We start from the raw sequence: 15539 nt of genomic DNA, 5'->3' as shown, positions 1-15539 counted from the left end.
TATGAGCTTGCATGGGCCGGCCCTAACCGTCGGCCGTCTTGTTGTGGAGGGTGCTGCATGTTGAAACGGTTGCTGTCGGACTCTGTTTCCATTGTCTTTGGCAATCTGGAAACCGTGTTCAAGGTTTGTGGTGGCTGGTTTCTCCTGCAGTTTGTGCTGTCCCTCTTCATTCTGGCGAATGGCGCGAACATCGACGCGGCGACCGCGCCTGAGGATATCTCCGGAACGACGGTCCTGCTGCTGCTGACGACCATGGTGATTGCGCTGCTGTCGTCCGCATCCATTTCGGTCGCTTGGCACCGGTTCGGTCTGCTGAACGAGCGGCCGGGGCCCCTGCACTTTCGCGTTGGCGCTGTCGAGTTCCGCTTCATCGGGCAAATGCTTCTGCTGTCGCTGGCCGCAGTGGTTGTCGTGCTGCCTGCGGGGTTGGTGATCGGCGTGCTGTCGAGCCTGTTCAAAAGCACCGCCTTGACGGTGGTGCTGTGGATCGTCGCGGTTTTCGTCCTCGCCCCGTTTCTGTTCCGCCTGAACCTCAGCCTGCCGGCCGTTGCCGTCGAGCGACCGCTCGGCTTCAGTCAGATGCTTCAGTTCGGAAAGGGCCTCGGCATGCCGATGTTCCTGGCTGCGCTCATCCTGATCCTGCCTTTTGTCGTCGTTGGCGAGGGGCTGCAATATGTCCTTGGTCTTTTGTCCGGAGGCCTTCCGGCAGCCCTCATCCAGATGAAGATCCTGGTGCTGAACGTGCTGGTGCAGATCATCGTCACGGTGCTAGGCATCTCGATCCTGACGGCGGGTTACCGGATCGCGATGGAACGGCCGGCTGAGGCGGCTTGAATTGCCGACGGCCGCTTATGCTTCAGGACTTCGCAGAGTCAGGTCGTTGATTAGGTTTATCCAATTCCGGGGCTCGAAATGGTCAAAGATGTTTTTCAAGGCGCAGTTGTTTTAATTGTCAGGAATAAGCTCTTCTCTCTTGTTTTTGTTCTTTTGCTTTCGCTATTTGGTTTTCAGAGAAATGAATATGAATATTTTTCCGTTGTAACGCAAAGCGTTGGTTCATCGATATTCTATAACTATTTCGATGCTTCCTTTTTTGTTGGCTGCTGCATTGTTCTTGCAGTACTTCAATACGCCTGGTTACGGAAAGTCGCTCAAAGGCCTGTTTCAAACAGTGTTGCAGGTTTTTTGGCCTGCGGTGCGGTTTCAGTAATAGCAGTGGCAATCTTGCTTCTTTGACGAAATTTTTCAGGCCTAACCATTCTGAATTTCGTGGAATGGGCGACTTTTTCTACCGGTCATCCGGACTACTTCAACTCAATTTTGCTTCCGTTCTATGATTTGGGGAGCATCCAGTTCATGGGATTTGTTTTTCCTGTGATTTTTTTGGGTTTGGTCTTGTTTTTAGTATCGCCAATCTTGCTGCGGCTCGCATTCGTCATGCCCGCATTCGTTTGGAGTGCCGAGCAGCAATCGGGTTCTTTTTGGCGTCAGGGGGCAGGATTTGGCTGGCCGATGACGCTCGCAATCTGCGTATTGGCAATGCCTTACTGGCTCGTTTTTGGACTCTTTCCAGGATTGTATTATGTGGAAGTGTTTCAATTCATTGATAAATCCGAGTATGGATTTCCGGTCTTGGTCGCTTTTCTGATTGCCAAGTCGTCGCTGTTGGCTAGTCTTGTGCTCTTTACGGTGGCTGTCGTATCCGCTGCCTATAAAATCTCAACGCTGAAAACGCCCGACGCCGCAGAAATGTCGCGCGTGTCTGGATGATGAGCTAACAGGGCTCGGAGCGGCGCCCATGGAGTGGTCGGCAGGGCTGGTGCGCCGGCCTGAATCGCGTATCCTGCGGCCGTTGCAAGCAACCGGAGCTGACCATGTTTTTCACCGTTCTGGAACGTTCGCTGTCGTTGGCGCAGCACAATTTCGGGACGCTTCTGAAAACCGGCTGGGCCTATATCCTGCTTCTGGTCGCCCTGAATTTCGCCATTGGCGGGTCACTGATGCCGGAAAGCGGCTTCAAGACCGTTTCCTACATGACCGAGCCGGTCGCCGCCGCAGATGAGGGCGCGCTCAGGGCGCTGGCAGCCATTGCCAATCTGCTTGTCGGCTTTTCCATTGCCATTGCCTATGTGCGGCGCATTCTGATCGACGCGCGGGATTTTCCGGTCACCTTCGGGGCGCGCAACATCCGGGTCATTTTCAACATGATCATACTTGCGCTGATCGGGGCTCTGTCGCTGCTGCCGCTTGTGATCGTTTCGCTGCTATTGGCCGCGGTAACGGCGGGCCTCGGCTTGCTGCTCCTTTTTCTAGCACCGTTCATTGCGTTGATGGTGGTGCAACGGTTTTCCGTGGTGCTGCCGGCATCGGCGGTGGATGATCCGCTAACGCTCAAGGAAAGTTGGCGGGCAACGTCCGGGCTTGGCTGGGCCATGGCTTTTGCGGCGCTGGTGATGAGCCTGCTTGCAGGGTTCCTGGTCGGCATCTGGGCGGTCGTGCTTGGCGTCAGCGATGGATTGATGCCTGCCAGCGTGCTGTGGCAGCAGATCCGGTCGGCGGTCTTTCCGATGGGCACCATGCTGATCCTGGTGTGGGCATTCGCCAGTCTGCACGCGACTTTCTACGGCCTGATCCGCGAACGCTTTGCCACGCAGCTTGGTCTCAGACAGGAAGACCTTTCCAGGGCTGAAGCGCAAAAGGACGCGGCGCGGGAGCGGGCGCGCAAGGCCCTCGACGGTGCACAGCGCATGGACAGACGCTGAGGACCCCGCATGGATGAAAATTCATTATTCCGATGTTGCGGTGCGGCGATAACTGGTCGAATGTGGTCCCGAAATTTCAGTACGGATGCCTCCTTCTATCGCGTGGAATGAATGAGGCCTCTACGCTTTTCAAAGATCCGTTTGCGGAAGACCGGGCCGTTCCGGCTGGTTGTCCGCCGATCAAGGGAGACCCCAAATGCTTGCCAATAAAACTGCCGTCATTACCGGATCCACCTCGGGCATCGGTCTCGGCTATGCACGCGCTTTTGCGGAAAAAGGCGCCAACGTCGTTATCAACGGGCTGGGTGATCAGGACGAGATTGAGAAGACCCGCGCCGCCATCGAGGCCGACTTTGGCGTGCGGTGCACCTATTCGCCGGCCAACATGTTGAAGGGCGACGAGATCGCCGGCATGATCGCCGATGCGGAAAAGGAATTCGGCGGGGTCGATATCCTGGTCAACAACGCGGGTATCCAGTTCGTGTCACCGGTCGATGAGTTCCCGGTTGAAAAGTGGGACGCGATCATCGCCATCAACCTGACGTCCGCCTTCCACACGATCCGGGCCGCGCTGCCCGGCATGAAGTCCAAAGGTTGGGGCCGGATCGTCAACACCGCTTCCGCCCACGCACTTGTCGCTTCTCCGTACAAGTCCGCCTATGTGGCGGCCAAGCACGGCATTGCCGGCCTCACCAAAACAGTGGCGTTGGAAGTTGCGCAGCAGGGCATTACGGTCAATGCCATCTGCCCGGGCTATGTCTGGACACCGCTGGTGGAAGCCCAGATCCCCGACACCATGAAGGCGCGCAACATGACCGAAGAGCAGGTCAAGAACGATGTCATGCTGGCCGCGCAGCCGACCAAACAGTTCGTAACCATCGAGCAGGTGGCAGCCTATGCGGTGTTCCTGTGCTCCGACGCGGCCGCGTCGATCACCGGAGCTATCCTGCCCATCGATGGCGGCTGGACTGCGCACTGATCCGCGCTTCTCGCGGCGCGGGCAGTTGCCCGCCCGCGACCTCCACCGAAGCCTTCAAACAAAGGAACCGCCATGGCCGGGCCGAAGAAGATAAATCTTGCCCTTCAAGGTGGCGGTGCGCACGGTGCCTTTACCTGGGGCGTTCTGGACTGTTTCCTGGAAGACAAGCGCCTGCAAATCGACGCCATCAGCGGCACGTCCGCCGGTGCGATGAATGCGGTTGTTCTGGCCAGCGGCATGCAGCAGGGCGGCGCAGAGGGGGCTCGCGAACATCTGGAAGCCTTCTGGTACGAAGTCAGCAAGCAGGCCAAATACAGCCCGATCCAGCGGTCGCCGCTGGACGTCTTCCTGGGGGAGTGGAGCCTGGATCATTCGCCCAGCTATCTGTTCTTCGATGTGTTGACGCGGTTCGCGTCGCCTTATGAATTCAATCCGCTCAACGCCAATCCGCTACGCGATGTCGTGGAAAAGACGGTCGATTTCGACCGGGTGAACGCATGCGAACACATGAAGATCTTTGTTTCGGCGACAAACGTCTTCACAGGCAAGATCCGCGTGTTCAGCGAAAAGGAAGTCACGCTGGACGCGGTGATGGCGTCCGCCTGTCTGCCACAGGTGTTTCAGGCGGTGGAAATCGATGGCGAGCCTTATTGGGATGGCGGCTACATGGGCAATCCGCCGCTCTATCCGCTGTTTTACGACACGGACACGCCGGATGTGATGCTCATTCAGATCAACCCCATCGAACGGCGCAAGGTGCCCAAGACCGCGCGGGAGATCGTCAACCGGCTCAACGAGATCACCTTCAATTCCACGCTGCTGCGCGAGCTGAGGGCGATCGATTTCGTGACGCGTCTCATCGAGGAAGGCAAGTTGTCGAGCGAGGAGTACATGCAGGTGAAAATGCACCGGATTTCCGCCGGCGAACTGAAGCCACTGCAAGCCTCGTCAAAACTGAATGCCGAATGGGCGTTTCTGACCGACTTGAAGGAGCTTGGGCGCAAGACCGCGCAAGGGTGGCTCGAGCGGCATTACGACGATATCGGCAAGCGCTCGACGATTGACGTCAAGGGCGAGATATCCTGACGGCCAGGCCCCCAGGTTTCTTAACCATCTGTTAGCCGTGTTTGCATGTGGCGTTGCAAAATGCAATGCAGCAGGCGTGAACAAAGTCTAAACATAGTCAGCATCTTGTGCCGTCAGCTCCTGCCAGGGCCAGATATGGTTTGCAATGCGCTGAAATCAAACTGGCAAGGGTTTTGCGTTTTGATTGGCACGCTGATTGTCAGGTAGTGCGTCGTCAGCGCTTAGATGGACGGAAGGAGCGGGCATCTGCGACCCCGCCTGCTTCTTCCCTCCCTTCCTCTCTTCTCCTGAGGTCAGGAAGTCCCGCATGCGGCAAAGGATCGCCGTGATGTGACCTGGATCTGCCGATTTTTCTCACTTTTTCAATCTTCTGATCGGATACAGTCCTTCAACCGCCACAAGTGCGACCTATGTTTAGACAAGATTGGCAAAGGGATTCGCGATGAAAAACAGGGTGACCCGGGTTCTTGCAGGCTGCGTTGGCGCAATGGCTCTGCTGGTGGTCAGTGGCGCGCAGGCCGGCAGCGACGAAGCACGCATGGCCGAGATCAAGGAAAAGGGCGGTTGCCCGCGTTGCGATCTCGGGCTGGCGGAACTCCGCGGTCTGGTTCTTGAAAACGGAGATTTTGGCGGTGCCAATCTGCGGGAGGTCGACCTGAAGGAAGCGGTGCTGCCGAACGCGAATTTCAAGAATTCCGATTTCCGGCGGACGGAAGCCGAACGGGCCAATTTTGCCGGCAGCGACTTCTCCGGGTCGAACATGCGCTCCGTCGATCTGGAAAAAGCCAATCTGAACAAGACGAATTTTCAGGATGCCGACCTTCGGGACGGGGACCTGAACACGGTCGAGGCGAATGAAGCCATCTTTGATGGCGCGGACATGCGCAATGTCCTGTTCACCCGGTCGATGGCGAACAAGGCCTCCTTCAAGGGCGCCAAGATGGACGACGCAAATCTGGAGCGCGTTGACCTGAATGGCGCGAACTTCCAGAACACCCGCATGCGCCAGGCCAAGCTCGACAGGGTCAAGGCCCACAATGCGGATTTTTCGGGAGCGGATTTTACCGGCGTGCGTCTGGTCAGTTCAGATCTGACAGGCGCCAATCTGACAGGTGTCGATTTCGACGGGGCTCTGCTGCGGCGTACCCGTCTTGCCGGTGCCGATCTGTCCGGTGCCTATAATCTCGACCCCAAGCGCATTTTGGGGGCCTGTGGTGACGAAAACACCAAGTTGCCGCGCGGTATCGAACTGGTTCCCTGCGCCTGGTAATCCCGTAGGTGCAGATGAACAGATCAAGGTCTGTTCAAAGCGTGCCCGCCCTTGCCCCGGCCAGCGTCATCGTTCAATAGAGCTTCAGTGCGTGGCGCGGCTGCTCCGGTCGCGAAGCTGCGGCAATTCCTTCGCACCCAAATTCTTCCGGTCGCGGGTAGATCTTCCGGTCAAATGAAAACTGCTGCTGCCCCGTCAGGGCCAGCAGCAGCTTGAGACATGGCAGAGCATGGCAGAGAACGCTTGTGACGCCTGGAGCGGTCGATCGCCTTCAGGTGACGGGCGTCACCGCCTTGTCGACGCCTGTCTTTGGCGAAGAGCCGCCAGCTCCACAGTTCGCGTTATGCTTCTAGAACAGGTCGAAAGCGAAGCGGTAGGTAACACCAGCACCGATGCTGAACTGGTTTTCGCTGCCGTTCTTGGCAATCGGGCTGTCCGCTGCATCGCCGACAAGCCGGTCATAACCGCCTTGCAGGTGCAGGCGAATGTCGTCGCTGAAGTCGTAGCTGGCACGTGCGGCCAGACCGACGCTCTTGAAGCCGGCACTCGGGTTGAACTTTGTCAGGCGCCCGCCGCTGTTGGCAGCTTCCGACGAAGTCACGCCGAAATAGGTGTCCATGTATTCGTCCGAGGCAAAGCTTGCGCGCGGACCAGCACTGATTTCCCACTTCTCCGCAGGATAGACGATGCCGTCGAGTCCAAGCTGACCAACCTGGCCCGTGTGCCCATTGATGCCCTGACGCAACTCTGCGAAAGCCCGGAAGTGCTCGGTGCGGAAACCGCCGCCGAGGCCGAGTTCAAGTGCCCAGTCGATGGTGTTGGTGCCGGTCAGGTCGGTGCTGTCGCTGGCCTTGCGCTCGCCGATGAAGTTGAAAGACGGGTAGAAGAACACACCGGACTTGCGGCGGCCGTCGACCACCTGGCCAAGACCCGGGAAGTAGAAACGGCCGACCGAAATGATCGGGAACGGGTAGACCAGGTAGGAATCCGCAGCTTCGTACCGCGGCTTGACAATGGCGCCAGCGCCAAGATCAACCACGAACTGACGGTTTGCGTCCTCTTCGGACAAGTCACCGCTTTGCGCCAGAGCGGCCCCGGACACAGCGCTAAGAGCCAGCGCCAGCGTAGCGCGCGTCATCAACTTGAACATTCAACCCACCAGTAAAGGAATTCCATTGCCAGGAAGATAGCACGAGAAGTGCTTATACAAACCCTAAGGAGAATGGGTTTTGCCGGACTGTTGCATTTCCGCATCGCCCCATCGCGGGGTCAAAGCTTAAGCACAATCAAACGTCAGGGGCGCTGCCGTCTTGCGGCGGGGCTGTCAGAAAGCTACATGAGGGCAAGACCAGATTTCGAACGGCAACGGACCGGACCATGACCGCACTCTTCAACGTGATACTGCTCGCCCTGGAACTGTACACCTACGTGATCATCGCCAGCGCGATCTTCTCCTGGCTTTATGCCTTCAATATCGTCAATTCGAGCAATCAGATCATCAATACCATCGGCCGGGTTCTCTACAACCTCACGGAGCCGGCCCTCAGGCCGATCCGGCGGTTTCTGCCGGATCTCGGTGGTGTCGACATTTCCCCGGTGATTCTGCTGCTGCTGATCATCTTCGTCCGCCAGTTGATCATCTTGAACATCCTGCCGATGTTCCGGGGCTACTGACGAGTCTCTCGCAGCGTGCCCGGGCGGTTCGTCCGGGCGTCCCGTCGCGTGTTCTGCTTTTTACCAAAAGGGCATGCCGGATGCGCCCGCGTCCGGATGGTGGAAAGGCGGCGCAGTATTTGAAAGCCCGGGTCGGCCGCCCGGGCTTTTTGCTGTTGAGGCGTTTCAGTCTTCCAGCTTGCGCGCTTCGTCCGGCAGCATGATCGGGATGCCGTTGCGGATCGGGTAGGCAAGCCTGGCGGTGCGCGAGATCAGTTCCCTGGCATTCGCGTCATATTCGAGAGTGGTCTTGGTCACGGGGCAGACCAGCAGTTCCAGCAGCTTGCGGTCTACCGGGCGTTCGGTGGGTTCAGTCATGTCGGGGTGTCTTTCGGGTTGGGGCGCCATGATCAATCCAATCACTGCAAAGTGGTGCCGCCATCGTTTTGCGTGCGGGCCAGATCCATCTCGGTGATGGCAATCAGGGTTTCCGCACGGGTTTTCAGATCGCGGGCTTCCAGCAAAGCCTGTTTTTCCTGCGGTCCGTAAGGGCACATCATGCACAGCGCGTTCACCAGCACTTCCGTCTCGGCTTCCGACACGCTTTGCCAGTCGGCTTCCAGATTGTTGGCGTCAAGATAGTCGCGCAAGGTTCTGAGCAGACTTGTCCGGTCGACGTCTTCCTCGCCCTGGCCGCATTTGAGGTCGTGGGCAAAGGCGGAAAAATCGCACTCGATCTGGCGGAATTTGCTGAAGTCCTCAACCTCCCGACCAAGGGCGAACCTCGTGACGCCCTGCAGCGTGATCAGGTAGCGGCCATCGCCGGTCTCCTGAAAACTGGTCAGGCGGCCGACGCAGCCGATGCTGGCGAGGGCCGGCTTGTCCGGATCGTCCGACTGGCGGTCGGGAGACGGCTGCACCATTCCGATCAGGCGGTTACCGGCCAATGCGGCATCCACCATGTCGATATAGCGCGGTTCGAAGATGTTCAGCGGCAACTGTGTCCGGGGCAGCAGCAGGGCTCCGGACAGTGGAAACACGGGCAGGATCGGCGGCAGATCCGCAATGGTTTCATAAATCGCATTTCCCGCCTGCATTCCGGTGCCTTCTTTTTTCGTCTTTATCGCAGCATGACTGCCAGCTTCGTGCTGTTTCCTAAATGTGTGTCAGTTGCGGCAGTCGTCAAGAAAACAGAACGGCGGAAAGCTTGCGGCGTCCATAGGCGCTGGCCGGATCCTTGAAGCCCCAGGCTTCGAAGAACTGCAGAAGCTGCTTGCGCGCGGCGTCCTCGTTCCATTCCCGGTCGCGGCGGACGATCTCGATCAACTGGTCTACGGCGCCTTCCTTGTTGCCCTTGGCATTGAGGCCGAGGGCAAGGTCGAACCGGGCCTGCAGATCGAGCGGATCCTTGGCAATACGGTCCTGAAGCTCTGCAAGGTCACCCAGAGATGCCGCCTGTTCGGCCAGTTCCACCGCCGTCTTGGCAGCTACATAGGCTTCGTCGGTATGTTTTTCTTCCGGAACCAGTTCCAGCGCCTGCTTGGCGCGATCCAGATCGTCGGCTCCCAGATAGCACTGCGCGAGACCGGCAATCGCGGTCACATTGTCCGGTTCCATCTGCATCACGGCGCCGAAAAGCTGGGCTGCCTGCGCGTAATCCTTGGCCAGCAACAACTCTGCGGCCTGCTCCAGAAAGGTGTCGGTCTGGCTGACCGGGGCCGGACCGGCAACGCGCTCGATAAATGCCTGGATCTGGCTTTCCGGCTGCGCGCCCATGAAACCATCCACCGGCTGGCCGTCCTTGAAGGCGACCACAGCCGGGATCGACTGGATGCCCATCTGGCCGGCGATTTCCGGATGATCGTCAATGTTCATCTTGGCCAGCTTCACGCGGCCGCCTGCGGCCTTCACTGCAGCTTCGATGATCGGTGTCAACTGCTTGCACGGGCCGCACCAGGGAGCCCAGAAATCCACCAAAACCGGCTGCTGGCGCGAGGCTTCCATGACATCGGCCATGAAGGTCTGCGTGGTCACGTCGAAGATGAGATCGCCTGCCGGGGCATCGCCGCCGTTGCCGCCGCCACCCATGCTGCCACCACCCATGCTGCCGCCAGACTGGCCGCCGTAACCGCCGCCCATACTGGCGCCAAAGCCGCCGCCGACCTGGCCGCCGATGCTGTAATTGCCGTTGCTCATGTGCCGCCTCGAAATCTACCGCCGGTGCCTGGGGCATTCCGGCTCAAAGTGAATGCCGTTAAATGGTTGAGTTGGCCCATAACATGGAGCCACTGGGCGCGAATTACAAACGCCTTTCCCTGCCGATGAGAGCGGGCGACTAAAGCCCTGCCGCCTTGGCCTCATCGCTGACCGCAAGTACCTGCGCCGTGTGGCCGCAGGCCGACGCGAACTTCAGAAGATCGGCCGAGGAGATAGTCGTCGTCGCGTTGTTCTTCAGCGGATGATAATTCAGCACCTCATGCTGCATCATCGCCGCATCGAAGACGGGGGTCACCCTTTGAGCCTCGCGATCGTTGATCAGCGAGAACGGTGTCACCGACCCGGGCTCCACACCAAGCACTTCCATCAGAAGATCCGCATTGCCGAAAGACACGCGCCCCTGTGCGCCGATGATCTGGTGCACTCTCTTCAGGTCAATTTCCGCATCATGCAGGGCGACGATCAGGAACAGCCGCCCCTTCTTGTCCTTCACGAACAGGTTCTTGGTGTGGGCGCCGGGGATGCGCTCATGCAGATCGCCGGAGTCGGCAACGGTAAAGACGGGCTCGTGATCCACGGTTGTGACAGGGATCCCGAGTTCCTCGAAAAAGGCCAGAAGGTCGTCGCGTGTCGCCGGCATGAGTTTTCCTGAGAATTTTGAGAGCTTTTGCGCTGTCTAACGCGATTTGGCTATTGGCCACAAGAGGAAGGTTGCAGAAAAAGCGGCAGAAATCTGCGATTTTCCGAGGCTGATTTCACAGGAAATCCACAATTCGTCGGCTAGAAAAATTTCTTCAATTTCGGTGTTGCAATCCGTCTCAGCATAGTTCATATACTGCGCCACCGACGCCGAGGCGGTCACCGCCACGGACCAGGGACGCTATGCGGGCGTAGCTCAGGGGTAGAGCACAACCTTGCCAAGGTTGGGGTCGTGGGTTCGAATCCCATCGCCCGCTCCAATTCGACCGAACGGTCCGAAGAACCAGCATTCGAAAGAATGCTGGTTTTTTTGTTTCTTGATCTTCAATGACATTTCCGTGCGGCCGTCAGATCATCAGACCTAAGACCCAGGTTCGCTAAAAATCGAACAAAATGCGCAATCGGAACTAAATCATACTCCCCCTAGTATGTTGGTCTTGGCGAAAACAAATTCGATGTGACATGAGCAAGATCTTGTGCAACATGCGAGTGACAGACCGCAGCACGGCAGACGAAAAAGCTTTGCGGCTTAAAAGTCGGTTCCGCGAAGTGTCGTCCAAAAGCTTTCGGGATCGTTCTTCGCAGGCTTTCAGCGCCTGGGCGCCTTTGCTGACGCTGGCATTTGTTCTGGCGTTTCTTTCGCTCACATATTGGGCGCTGCCATTCTTCAGTCCCTGGTCCCGAAGCGTTACCTTGCTGCACCTTGCGTCTGCTCCGAATTGCGATGCAGCACGTTCAGTTGGCTTGGCACCGGCAATTCGTGGCGAACCTGGTTATTGGCCGAAACACGATGCTGACAATGACGGGATCGCATGTGAACCATGGCCGCGTTAGATGTCGAGGCAGCTCAGAGTTCTTTGGCTTGATGTTCCAGGCAAAAATCCGTGTTTTGCGGCAGTATTTCGAGGTTCGTCTAAACATTGATACAAACCCGCCTTGCGGACTGAACGAAGTTGCAGGGGCTCGGGGGGTAATGTCAGCGGGCATTATGCGGAGGCGCCTTGAACCGGTGGCCTCCGCCTTTTGCTTTGCCTCAAGTATCCAACTTGGCTGCAGCGGAGCCTTTCGGTTCCGCTGCAGTTCCAGTGGCAACCGGCGCGAAAGAAACATGCTCTTACCGGGTGTTTGGCGGTTGGGGCTCGGCTTTCCGAAAAAGGGTCTCATCGCATCCAATTGTTCCGCGCCTTTTGCCGGGCCGTGCTGGAGCGTGTCGCGTTTATCCAAGAATATCCTGCATCGTTTTTCCATCGAAACCCCTGATTCTTAGCCGGCGAAAAGCGATTCCGATTAAACGCGATTTGCTCTACCGTGCCGTTATGCCGATTGCAGTTGGGGGAAAGGCATGACCGCGTTGAAGGATCATCCGGTGTTCGGGTTTGCGGACTGGTGCCTGCGCGGCATCGGGCAGGTGGTGTTTCAGAACAATCCGGTCTCGGGACTGATCATCCTGGGCGCGCTTTTCTTCAATTCGCCGATCTATGGCGCCATTGCCGTCTTCGGCGTGGTGGTTTCCACCGCAACGGCGGTGCTGCTGCAGGCGGACAAGGGGCTGATCCGCGATGGCCTGTTCGGTTTCAACGGAGCGCTTGTCGCGCTGGCGCTGATAGCGTTTACGAGTGTGGATTTTCACTACGGTGCTGTGCCGTCCGTCTATCTGACGGTCTATATCGCTTTCGGCTCCGCCATGACGGCGATGGTTTTCACCAGCCTTGCAAACCTGCTCGGCCCCCACAGGGTCGCGCCGCTGACGATGCCGTTCGTACTGGTCGGCTGGCTGTTCCTGTTTGCGGTTCTGAAGTTCCACAGCATTGATGCCGGTCCGCTCGCCAAGCCCGTGTCGCCCACCCAGTATGACGGCACGGTCCAGTACACTCTGGCAACCTGGTACAAGGGCATCGGTAATGCCATCGGCCAGATCTTCTTTCAGGACAACTGGATCAGCGGATATCTGATTGTGCTCGGTATCGCCGTGAATTCGCGCATCAGCGCGATCATGGCGCTGGTCGGAGCCAATGTAGCGGCCTTTGTCGCCGTTGTTTACGGCGCGCCGGAAGGGGCGATCAGCGATGGTCTCTTCGGCTATAACGCCGCCCTGACGGCAATCGCGCTCGGGGGCTTCTTCCTGGTGCTGACGCCAGCCTCCGCGCTCTACACACTGTTTGGCGTTGTCGTGTCGACCTGGCTCTGGGCGTCCGTCGCGATCTTTCTGGAGCCCATCGGCATGCCGGTGCTGACCTCAACCTTTGTCATTGTGACCTGGCTGATGCTGATCGGCGTCAACGGATTTGCGGCCCTTGTACCGGTTGCGCCTGCTGATGCGGTTACGCCGGAGGCCAACCGCAGGCGCTATCTTAAGGCGTTGCAGAGAGGCTGAGCCGGCAAACAGGTTAGGCTCCCTGCAGGCCGAGATGCCTTGAATAGGTCTATACCTCCGACCAGCCTGTCACCCTTCTCTAGCCTCTTTATCGTCCTCCCGGCCAAGCGTCGCGCGAGCCGGGAGGCGAGAGGCTTTCCTGTTCCTCGAGACTGCCAGATCAAGGGCTCTCCGATCCCGGATCTTCGCTTCGCTGCGTCCGGGATGACGGCGGAAGGGCTGTCAAGTGAGCGGTGCAAAACTGCTCCGCTCACCTTTCTCATGACGTCAGTCTCAGACTTTCAGAAAACAGCCGTTTTCCGCGTGTGAGCGTTCGGCGAGGTCAAGGGCGACCTGGAGCCGGGCCCCGTGTTCGAAGTCCGGGTCTGCCGGGGCTCCGGTCAGGATCGCGGCGGCAAAGCGCTGGTAGACAGTCGGCACCGGGCCAACCTCGATGTCGGTCCATTTGGCGGAGGGGAGATCTTCGCCCTTGCAGATGCGCAGGCCTTCGATGCCCTTTTCGAAACGCACTTCCAGGCCGCCCTTGTCGCCATAAAGGCGCAGACGCAGGTCGTTCAGATGGCCGGAGGCTAACCTTGTGGCGCTGATTGTGCCGAGCGCGCCGTTTTCCAGTTCCGCCTGCAAGGTGGCGCTGTCGTTGGCGTCCAGCGTGTATTCGCCGATCTTGCCGCCGTCGGCCTTGTCGAAAGTCTTCAGCCGGCAGGAAAGTTCGCTCACCGGGCTGCCGGCGGCGAAGATGACGAAGTCGAGGATATGGATGCCCACATCGCCGAGAACGCCTTTGGAGCCATGTGCACTCGACAGGCGCCAAAGCCACTGGCTTTCGGTTTTCCAGTCGCCCCAGGCCGGCTGGGTCAGCCAGCTTTGCAGGTAGGAAGCCTCGAAGTGGCGCAATCTGCCGATGGCGCCTTCTGCCACCAGTTCTGCCGCCTTCTGCAGCACGGCGACATTGCGATAGCTCAGGTTGACCATGCCGATCAGGTTCTGAGAGCGGGCCAGATCCGCCATTTCGCGGGCGTCGGCAGCGTTGGTCGCCAGCGGCTTTTCACACAGAACGTGCTTGCCCGCCTTCATCAGGGCCATCGTAGTTGGATGGTGCGCAGCGTCCGGCGTCACGTTGGCTGCGGCGTCAAAGCTGCCCCAGGCGATTGCCTCGTCCAGCGTCGCGAAGTGGTTCGGAATGGCGAAAGTGTCACAGAACTGGGTGAGAACGTCCGGGCGGCTGTCGACGCCGCCGACGATTTCAACGCCGTCGATTTTCGAAAAGGCATCCGCGTGGGTACGCGCCATGTTGCCGGTTCCGACAATCAGGATCCGGAGAGGGGATGCAGCAGAGGTCACGGGGGTCTTCCTCAGCGTTTGGGGACAGGCCGGACCGGCCAAAAGCTGCCGGTCCGGAAAGGCATGTGGATCAGCGGAAGCCTTCTTCGCCGTTGGCGTGAAGCTTGGGGCCGCGCTCCTCGATCTTTTCAGGTGCCGCTTCCACCGGCACATTGGGGGCAGCGTTCGGATCGGCGATCCGGGCCATCGGGTTGAAGGCCCATTTGACGCCGTTCTTCAGCACCGTCTGCACATGGGTATCGTGATAAGTGGGATAGGTCTCGTGGCCCGGGCGGAAATAGAAGACATTGCCTGCGCCGCGCTTGTAGGTCAGGCCCGAACGGAACACCTCGCCGCCCTGGAACCAGCTGATGAAGACCGTTTCCAGCGGTTCCGGCACGCCAAAGGGCTCGCCGTACATTTCTTCCATTTCCAGCTCGAAGCTGTCCGGCAGACCTTTGGTGATCGGGTGGTTGCGGCTGGTAACCCACAGGCGCTCGCGCTCTCCGGCCTCGCGCCAGGTGAGGTTGCACGGGCTGCCCATCAGGCGCTTGAACGGCTTTGCAAAATGGGCCGAATGCAGAAACACCATGCCCATGCCGGACCAGACAGCGTCGCAGACCCGCTCGACCACCTCGTCGGAAACGTCGCCATGGGCGGCGTGCCCCCACCACAGCAGCACGTCCGTTTCGGCAAGACGTTCCTTCGTCAGGCCGTGTTCGGGCTCCTGAAGAGTTGCCGTGGTGGCGTTGATTTCGGGATCGGTATTCAGCGTGTCGGCAATGCACTGGTGCATGCCGTCCGGATAGACACCGGCGACGATCTTGTTGTGCTGTTCATGGACGTTTTCGCCCCAGACCACGGCTCTGATCGGCATGTCAGCCTCTCCCGTTGTTCAGATGTTGGCAGAATTGTTGGCAAGTTCAGAACTGAAGCGCTTTCCTTCGAAAGTTCCTCCAAAGCGCTTTGGATAGCGCTATCACCGGGGTTTTATGCTGTCAATCGGAGGGGCTGTAATATTCGATCACAGTTGCCGCTTCTTGGCGATTGCCAACCGGCAGTTTGTATATCCTGGCGAGATGCCAAGGGGTCTGAAGGCGACACCGTTTTGCCTGCGGGGCCGGACAACTCGGCTCAGGCATGAAAAAACCCCGGACACTCGAAGAGGGCCCGGGGCAC

Annotated in this window: 17 protein-coding genes and 1 tRNA gene; 11 read left to right on the top strand and 7 right to left on the bottom strand. The window is 58.7% G+C overall.

The window, feature by feature from the left end; all coding sequences use genetic code 11:
* Positions 1-57: 57 nt before the first annotated feature.
* From V1T76_RS12630 to V1T76_RS12600, 7 genes are all read left to right on the top strand, one after another.
* A complete protein-coding gene (locus V1T76_RS12630; RefSeq protein WP_330561014.1) occupies positions 58-834 on the top strand; it encodes a hypothetical protein in 777 nt (258 codons plus the stop codon).
* Positions 835-912: 78 nt separating this feature from the next.
* Positions 913-1236: a hypothetical protein gene (locus tag V1T76_RS12625; RefSeq protein ID WP_330561013.1), complete on the top strand. Its 324-nt coding sequence runs from the start codon at positions 913-915 to the stop codon at positions 1234-1236.
* Between the two features lie 120 nt (positions 1237-1356).
* A complete protein-coding gene (locus tag V1T76_RS12620) occupies positions 1357-1770 on the top strand; it encodes a hypothetical protein (protein ID WP_330561012.1) in 414 nt (137 codons plus the stop codon).
* A 104-nt stretch (positions 1771-1874) separates the two neighbouring features.
* Complete coding sequence (locus tag V1T76_RS12615) at positions 1875-2762, top strand: 4-hydroxy-3-methylbut-2-en-1-yl diphosphate synthase (RefSeq protein WP_330561011.1); 888 nt, start codon at positions 1875-1877, stop codon at positions 2760-2762.
* A gap of 196 nt (positions 2763-2958) precedes the next feature.
* Entirely contained in the window at positions 2959-3741 is a 783-nt protein-coding gene (locus tag V1T76_RS12610; protein ID WP_330561010.1) for a 3-hydroxybutyrate dehydrogenase, read from the top strand.
* A 72-nt stretch (positions 3742-3813) separates the two neighbouring features.
* Positions 3814-4827, top strand: a complete 1014-nt coding sequence (locus V1T76_RS12605) for a patatin-like phospholipase family protein (protein WP_330561009.1) — start codon at positions 3814-3816, stop codon at positions 4825-4827.
* A 442-nt stretch (positions 4828-5269) separates the two neighbouring features.
* The gene (locus V1T76_RS12600; RefSeq protein WP_330561008.1) at positions 5270-6097 is read left to right on the top strand and encodes a pentapeptide repeat-containing protein; all 828 of its coding nucleotides are present in this window, start codon (positions 5270-5272) and stop codon (positions 6095-6097) included.
* A 349-nt stretch (positions 6098-6446) separates the two neighbouring features.
* On the opposite strand, the gene V1T76_RS12595 is transcribed toward V1T76_RS12600, so the two are convergent.
* Positions 6447-7247, bottom strand: coding sequence for a MipA/OmpV family protein (locus tag V1T76_RS12595; RefSeq protein ID WP_330561007.1), 801 nt, complete (start codon positions 7245-7247; stop codon positions 6447-6449).
* Between the two features lie 227 nt (positions 7248-7474).
* Here V1T76_RS12595 and V1T76_RS12590 point away from each other — a divergent pair, with 227 nt between their 5' ends.
* Positions 7475-7771, top strand: a complete 297-nt coding sequence (locus V1T76_RS12590; protein WP_330561006.1) for a YggT family protein — start codon at positions 7475-7477, stop codon at positions 7769-7771.
* Between the two features lie 165 nt (positions 7772-7936).
* Here V1T76_RS12590 and V1T76_RS12585 read toward each other — a convergent pair whose 3' ends face one another.
* The 4 genes from V1T76_RS12585 to V1T76_RS12570 all read right to left on the bottom strand — a co-directional run bounded on the left by V1T76_RS12585 (position 7937) and on the right by V1T76_RS12570 (position 10607).
* Positions 7937-8128: a Trm112 family protein gene (locus V1T76_RS12585; RefSeq protein ID WP_330561005.1), complete on the bottom strand. Its 192-nt coding sequence runs from the start codon at positions 8126-8128 to the stop codon at positions 7937-7939.
* 41 nt (positions 8129-8169) lie between these two features.
* Positions 8170-8847, bottom strand: a complete 678-nt coding sequence (locus V1T76_RS12580; RefSeq protein WP_330561004.1) for an LON peptidase substrate-binding domain-containing protein — start codon at positions 8845-8847, stop codon at positions 8170-8172.
* A gap of 85 nt (positions 8848-8932) precedes the next feature.
* Positions 8933-9946, bottom strand: coding sequence for a thioredoxin (trxA, locus tag V1T76_RS12575; protein WP_442970118.1), 1014 nt, complete (start codon positions 9944-9946; stop codon positions 8933-8935).
* Positions 9947-10085: 139 nt separating this feature from the next.
* On the bottom strand, positions 10086-10607 hold the full coding sequence (locus V1T76_RS12570) for a prolyl-tRNA synthetase associated domain-containing protein (protein WP_330561003.1): 522 nt from the start codon (positions 10605-10607) through the stop codon (positions 10086-10088).
* Positions 10608-10851: 244 nt separating this feature from the next.
* Between V1T76_RS12570 and V1T76_RS12565 the strand changes: the two genes are divergently transcribed.
* From V1T76_RS12565 to V1T76_RS12555, 3 genes are all read left to right on the top strand, one after another.
* Positions 10852-10926 (top strand) — tRNA-Gly (locus tag V1T76_RS12565).
* 202 nt (positions 10927-11128) lie between these two features.
* Positions 11129-11500, top strand: a complete 372-nt coding sequence (locus V1T76_RS12560; protein WP_330561002.1) for an excalibur calcium-binding domain-containing protein — start codon at positions 11129-11131, stop codon at positions 11498-11500.
* A 508-nt stretch (positions 11501-12008) separates the two neighbouring features.
* Entirely contained in the window at positions 12009-13040 is a 1032-nt protein-coding gene (locus V1T76_RS12555; protein ID WP_330561001.1) for an urea transporter, read from the top strand.
* Positions 13041-13313: 273 nt separating this feature from the next.
* Here V1T76_RS12555 and V1T76_RS12550 read toward each other — a convergent pair whose 3' ends face one another.
* Both V1T76_RS12550 and V1T76_RS12545 read right to left on the bottom strand, forming a co-directional pair.
* Positions 13314-14381, bottom strand: coding sequence for a Gfo/Idh/MocA family protein (locus V1T76_RS12550; RefSeq protein ID WP_330561000.1), 1068 nt, complete (start codon positions 14379-14381; stop codon positions 13314-13316).
* 70 nt (positions 14382-14451) lie between these two features.
* Positions 14452-15237 carry a ThuA domain-containing protein gene (locus V1T76_RS12545; RefSeq protein ID WP_330560999.1) on the bottom strand — a complete coding sequence of 262 codons (786 nt, stop codon included), beginning with the start codon at positions 15235-15237 and terminating at the stop codon, positions 14452-14454.
* Between the last annotated feature and the right edge of the window lie 302 nt (positions 15238-15539).

Origin of the sequence: Roseibium sp. FZY0029, assembly GCF_036350355.1 — a bacterium.
GTDB lineage: Bacteria > Pseudomonadota > Alphaproteobacteria > Rhizobiales > Stappiaceae > Roseibium.
The sequence above is the reverse complement of the archived record's forward strand: the minus strand, read 5'-3'. Positions and strand labels throughout refer to the sequence as shown.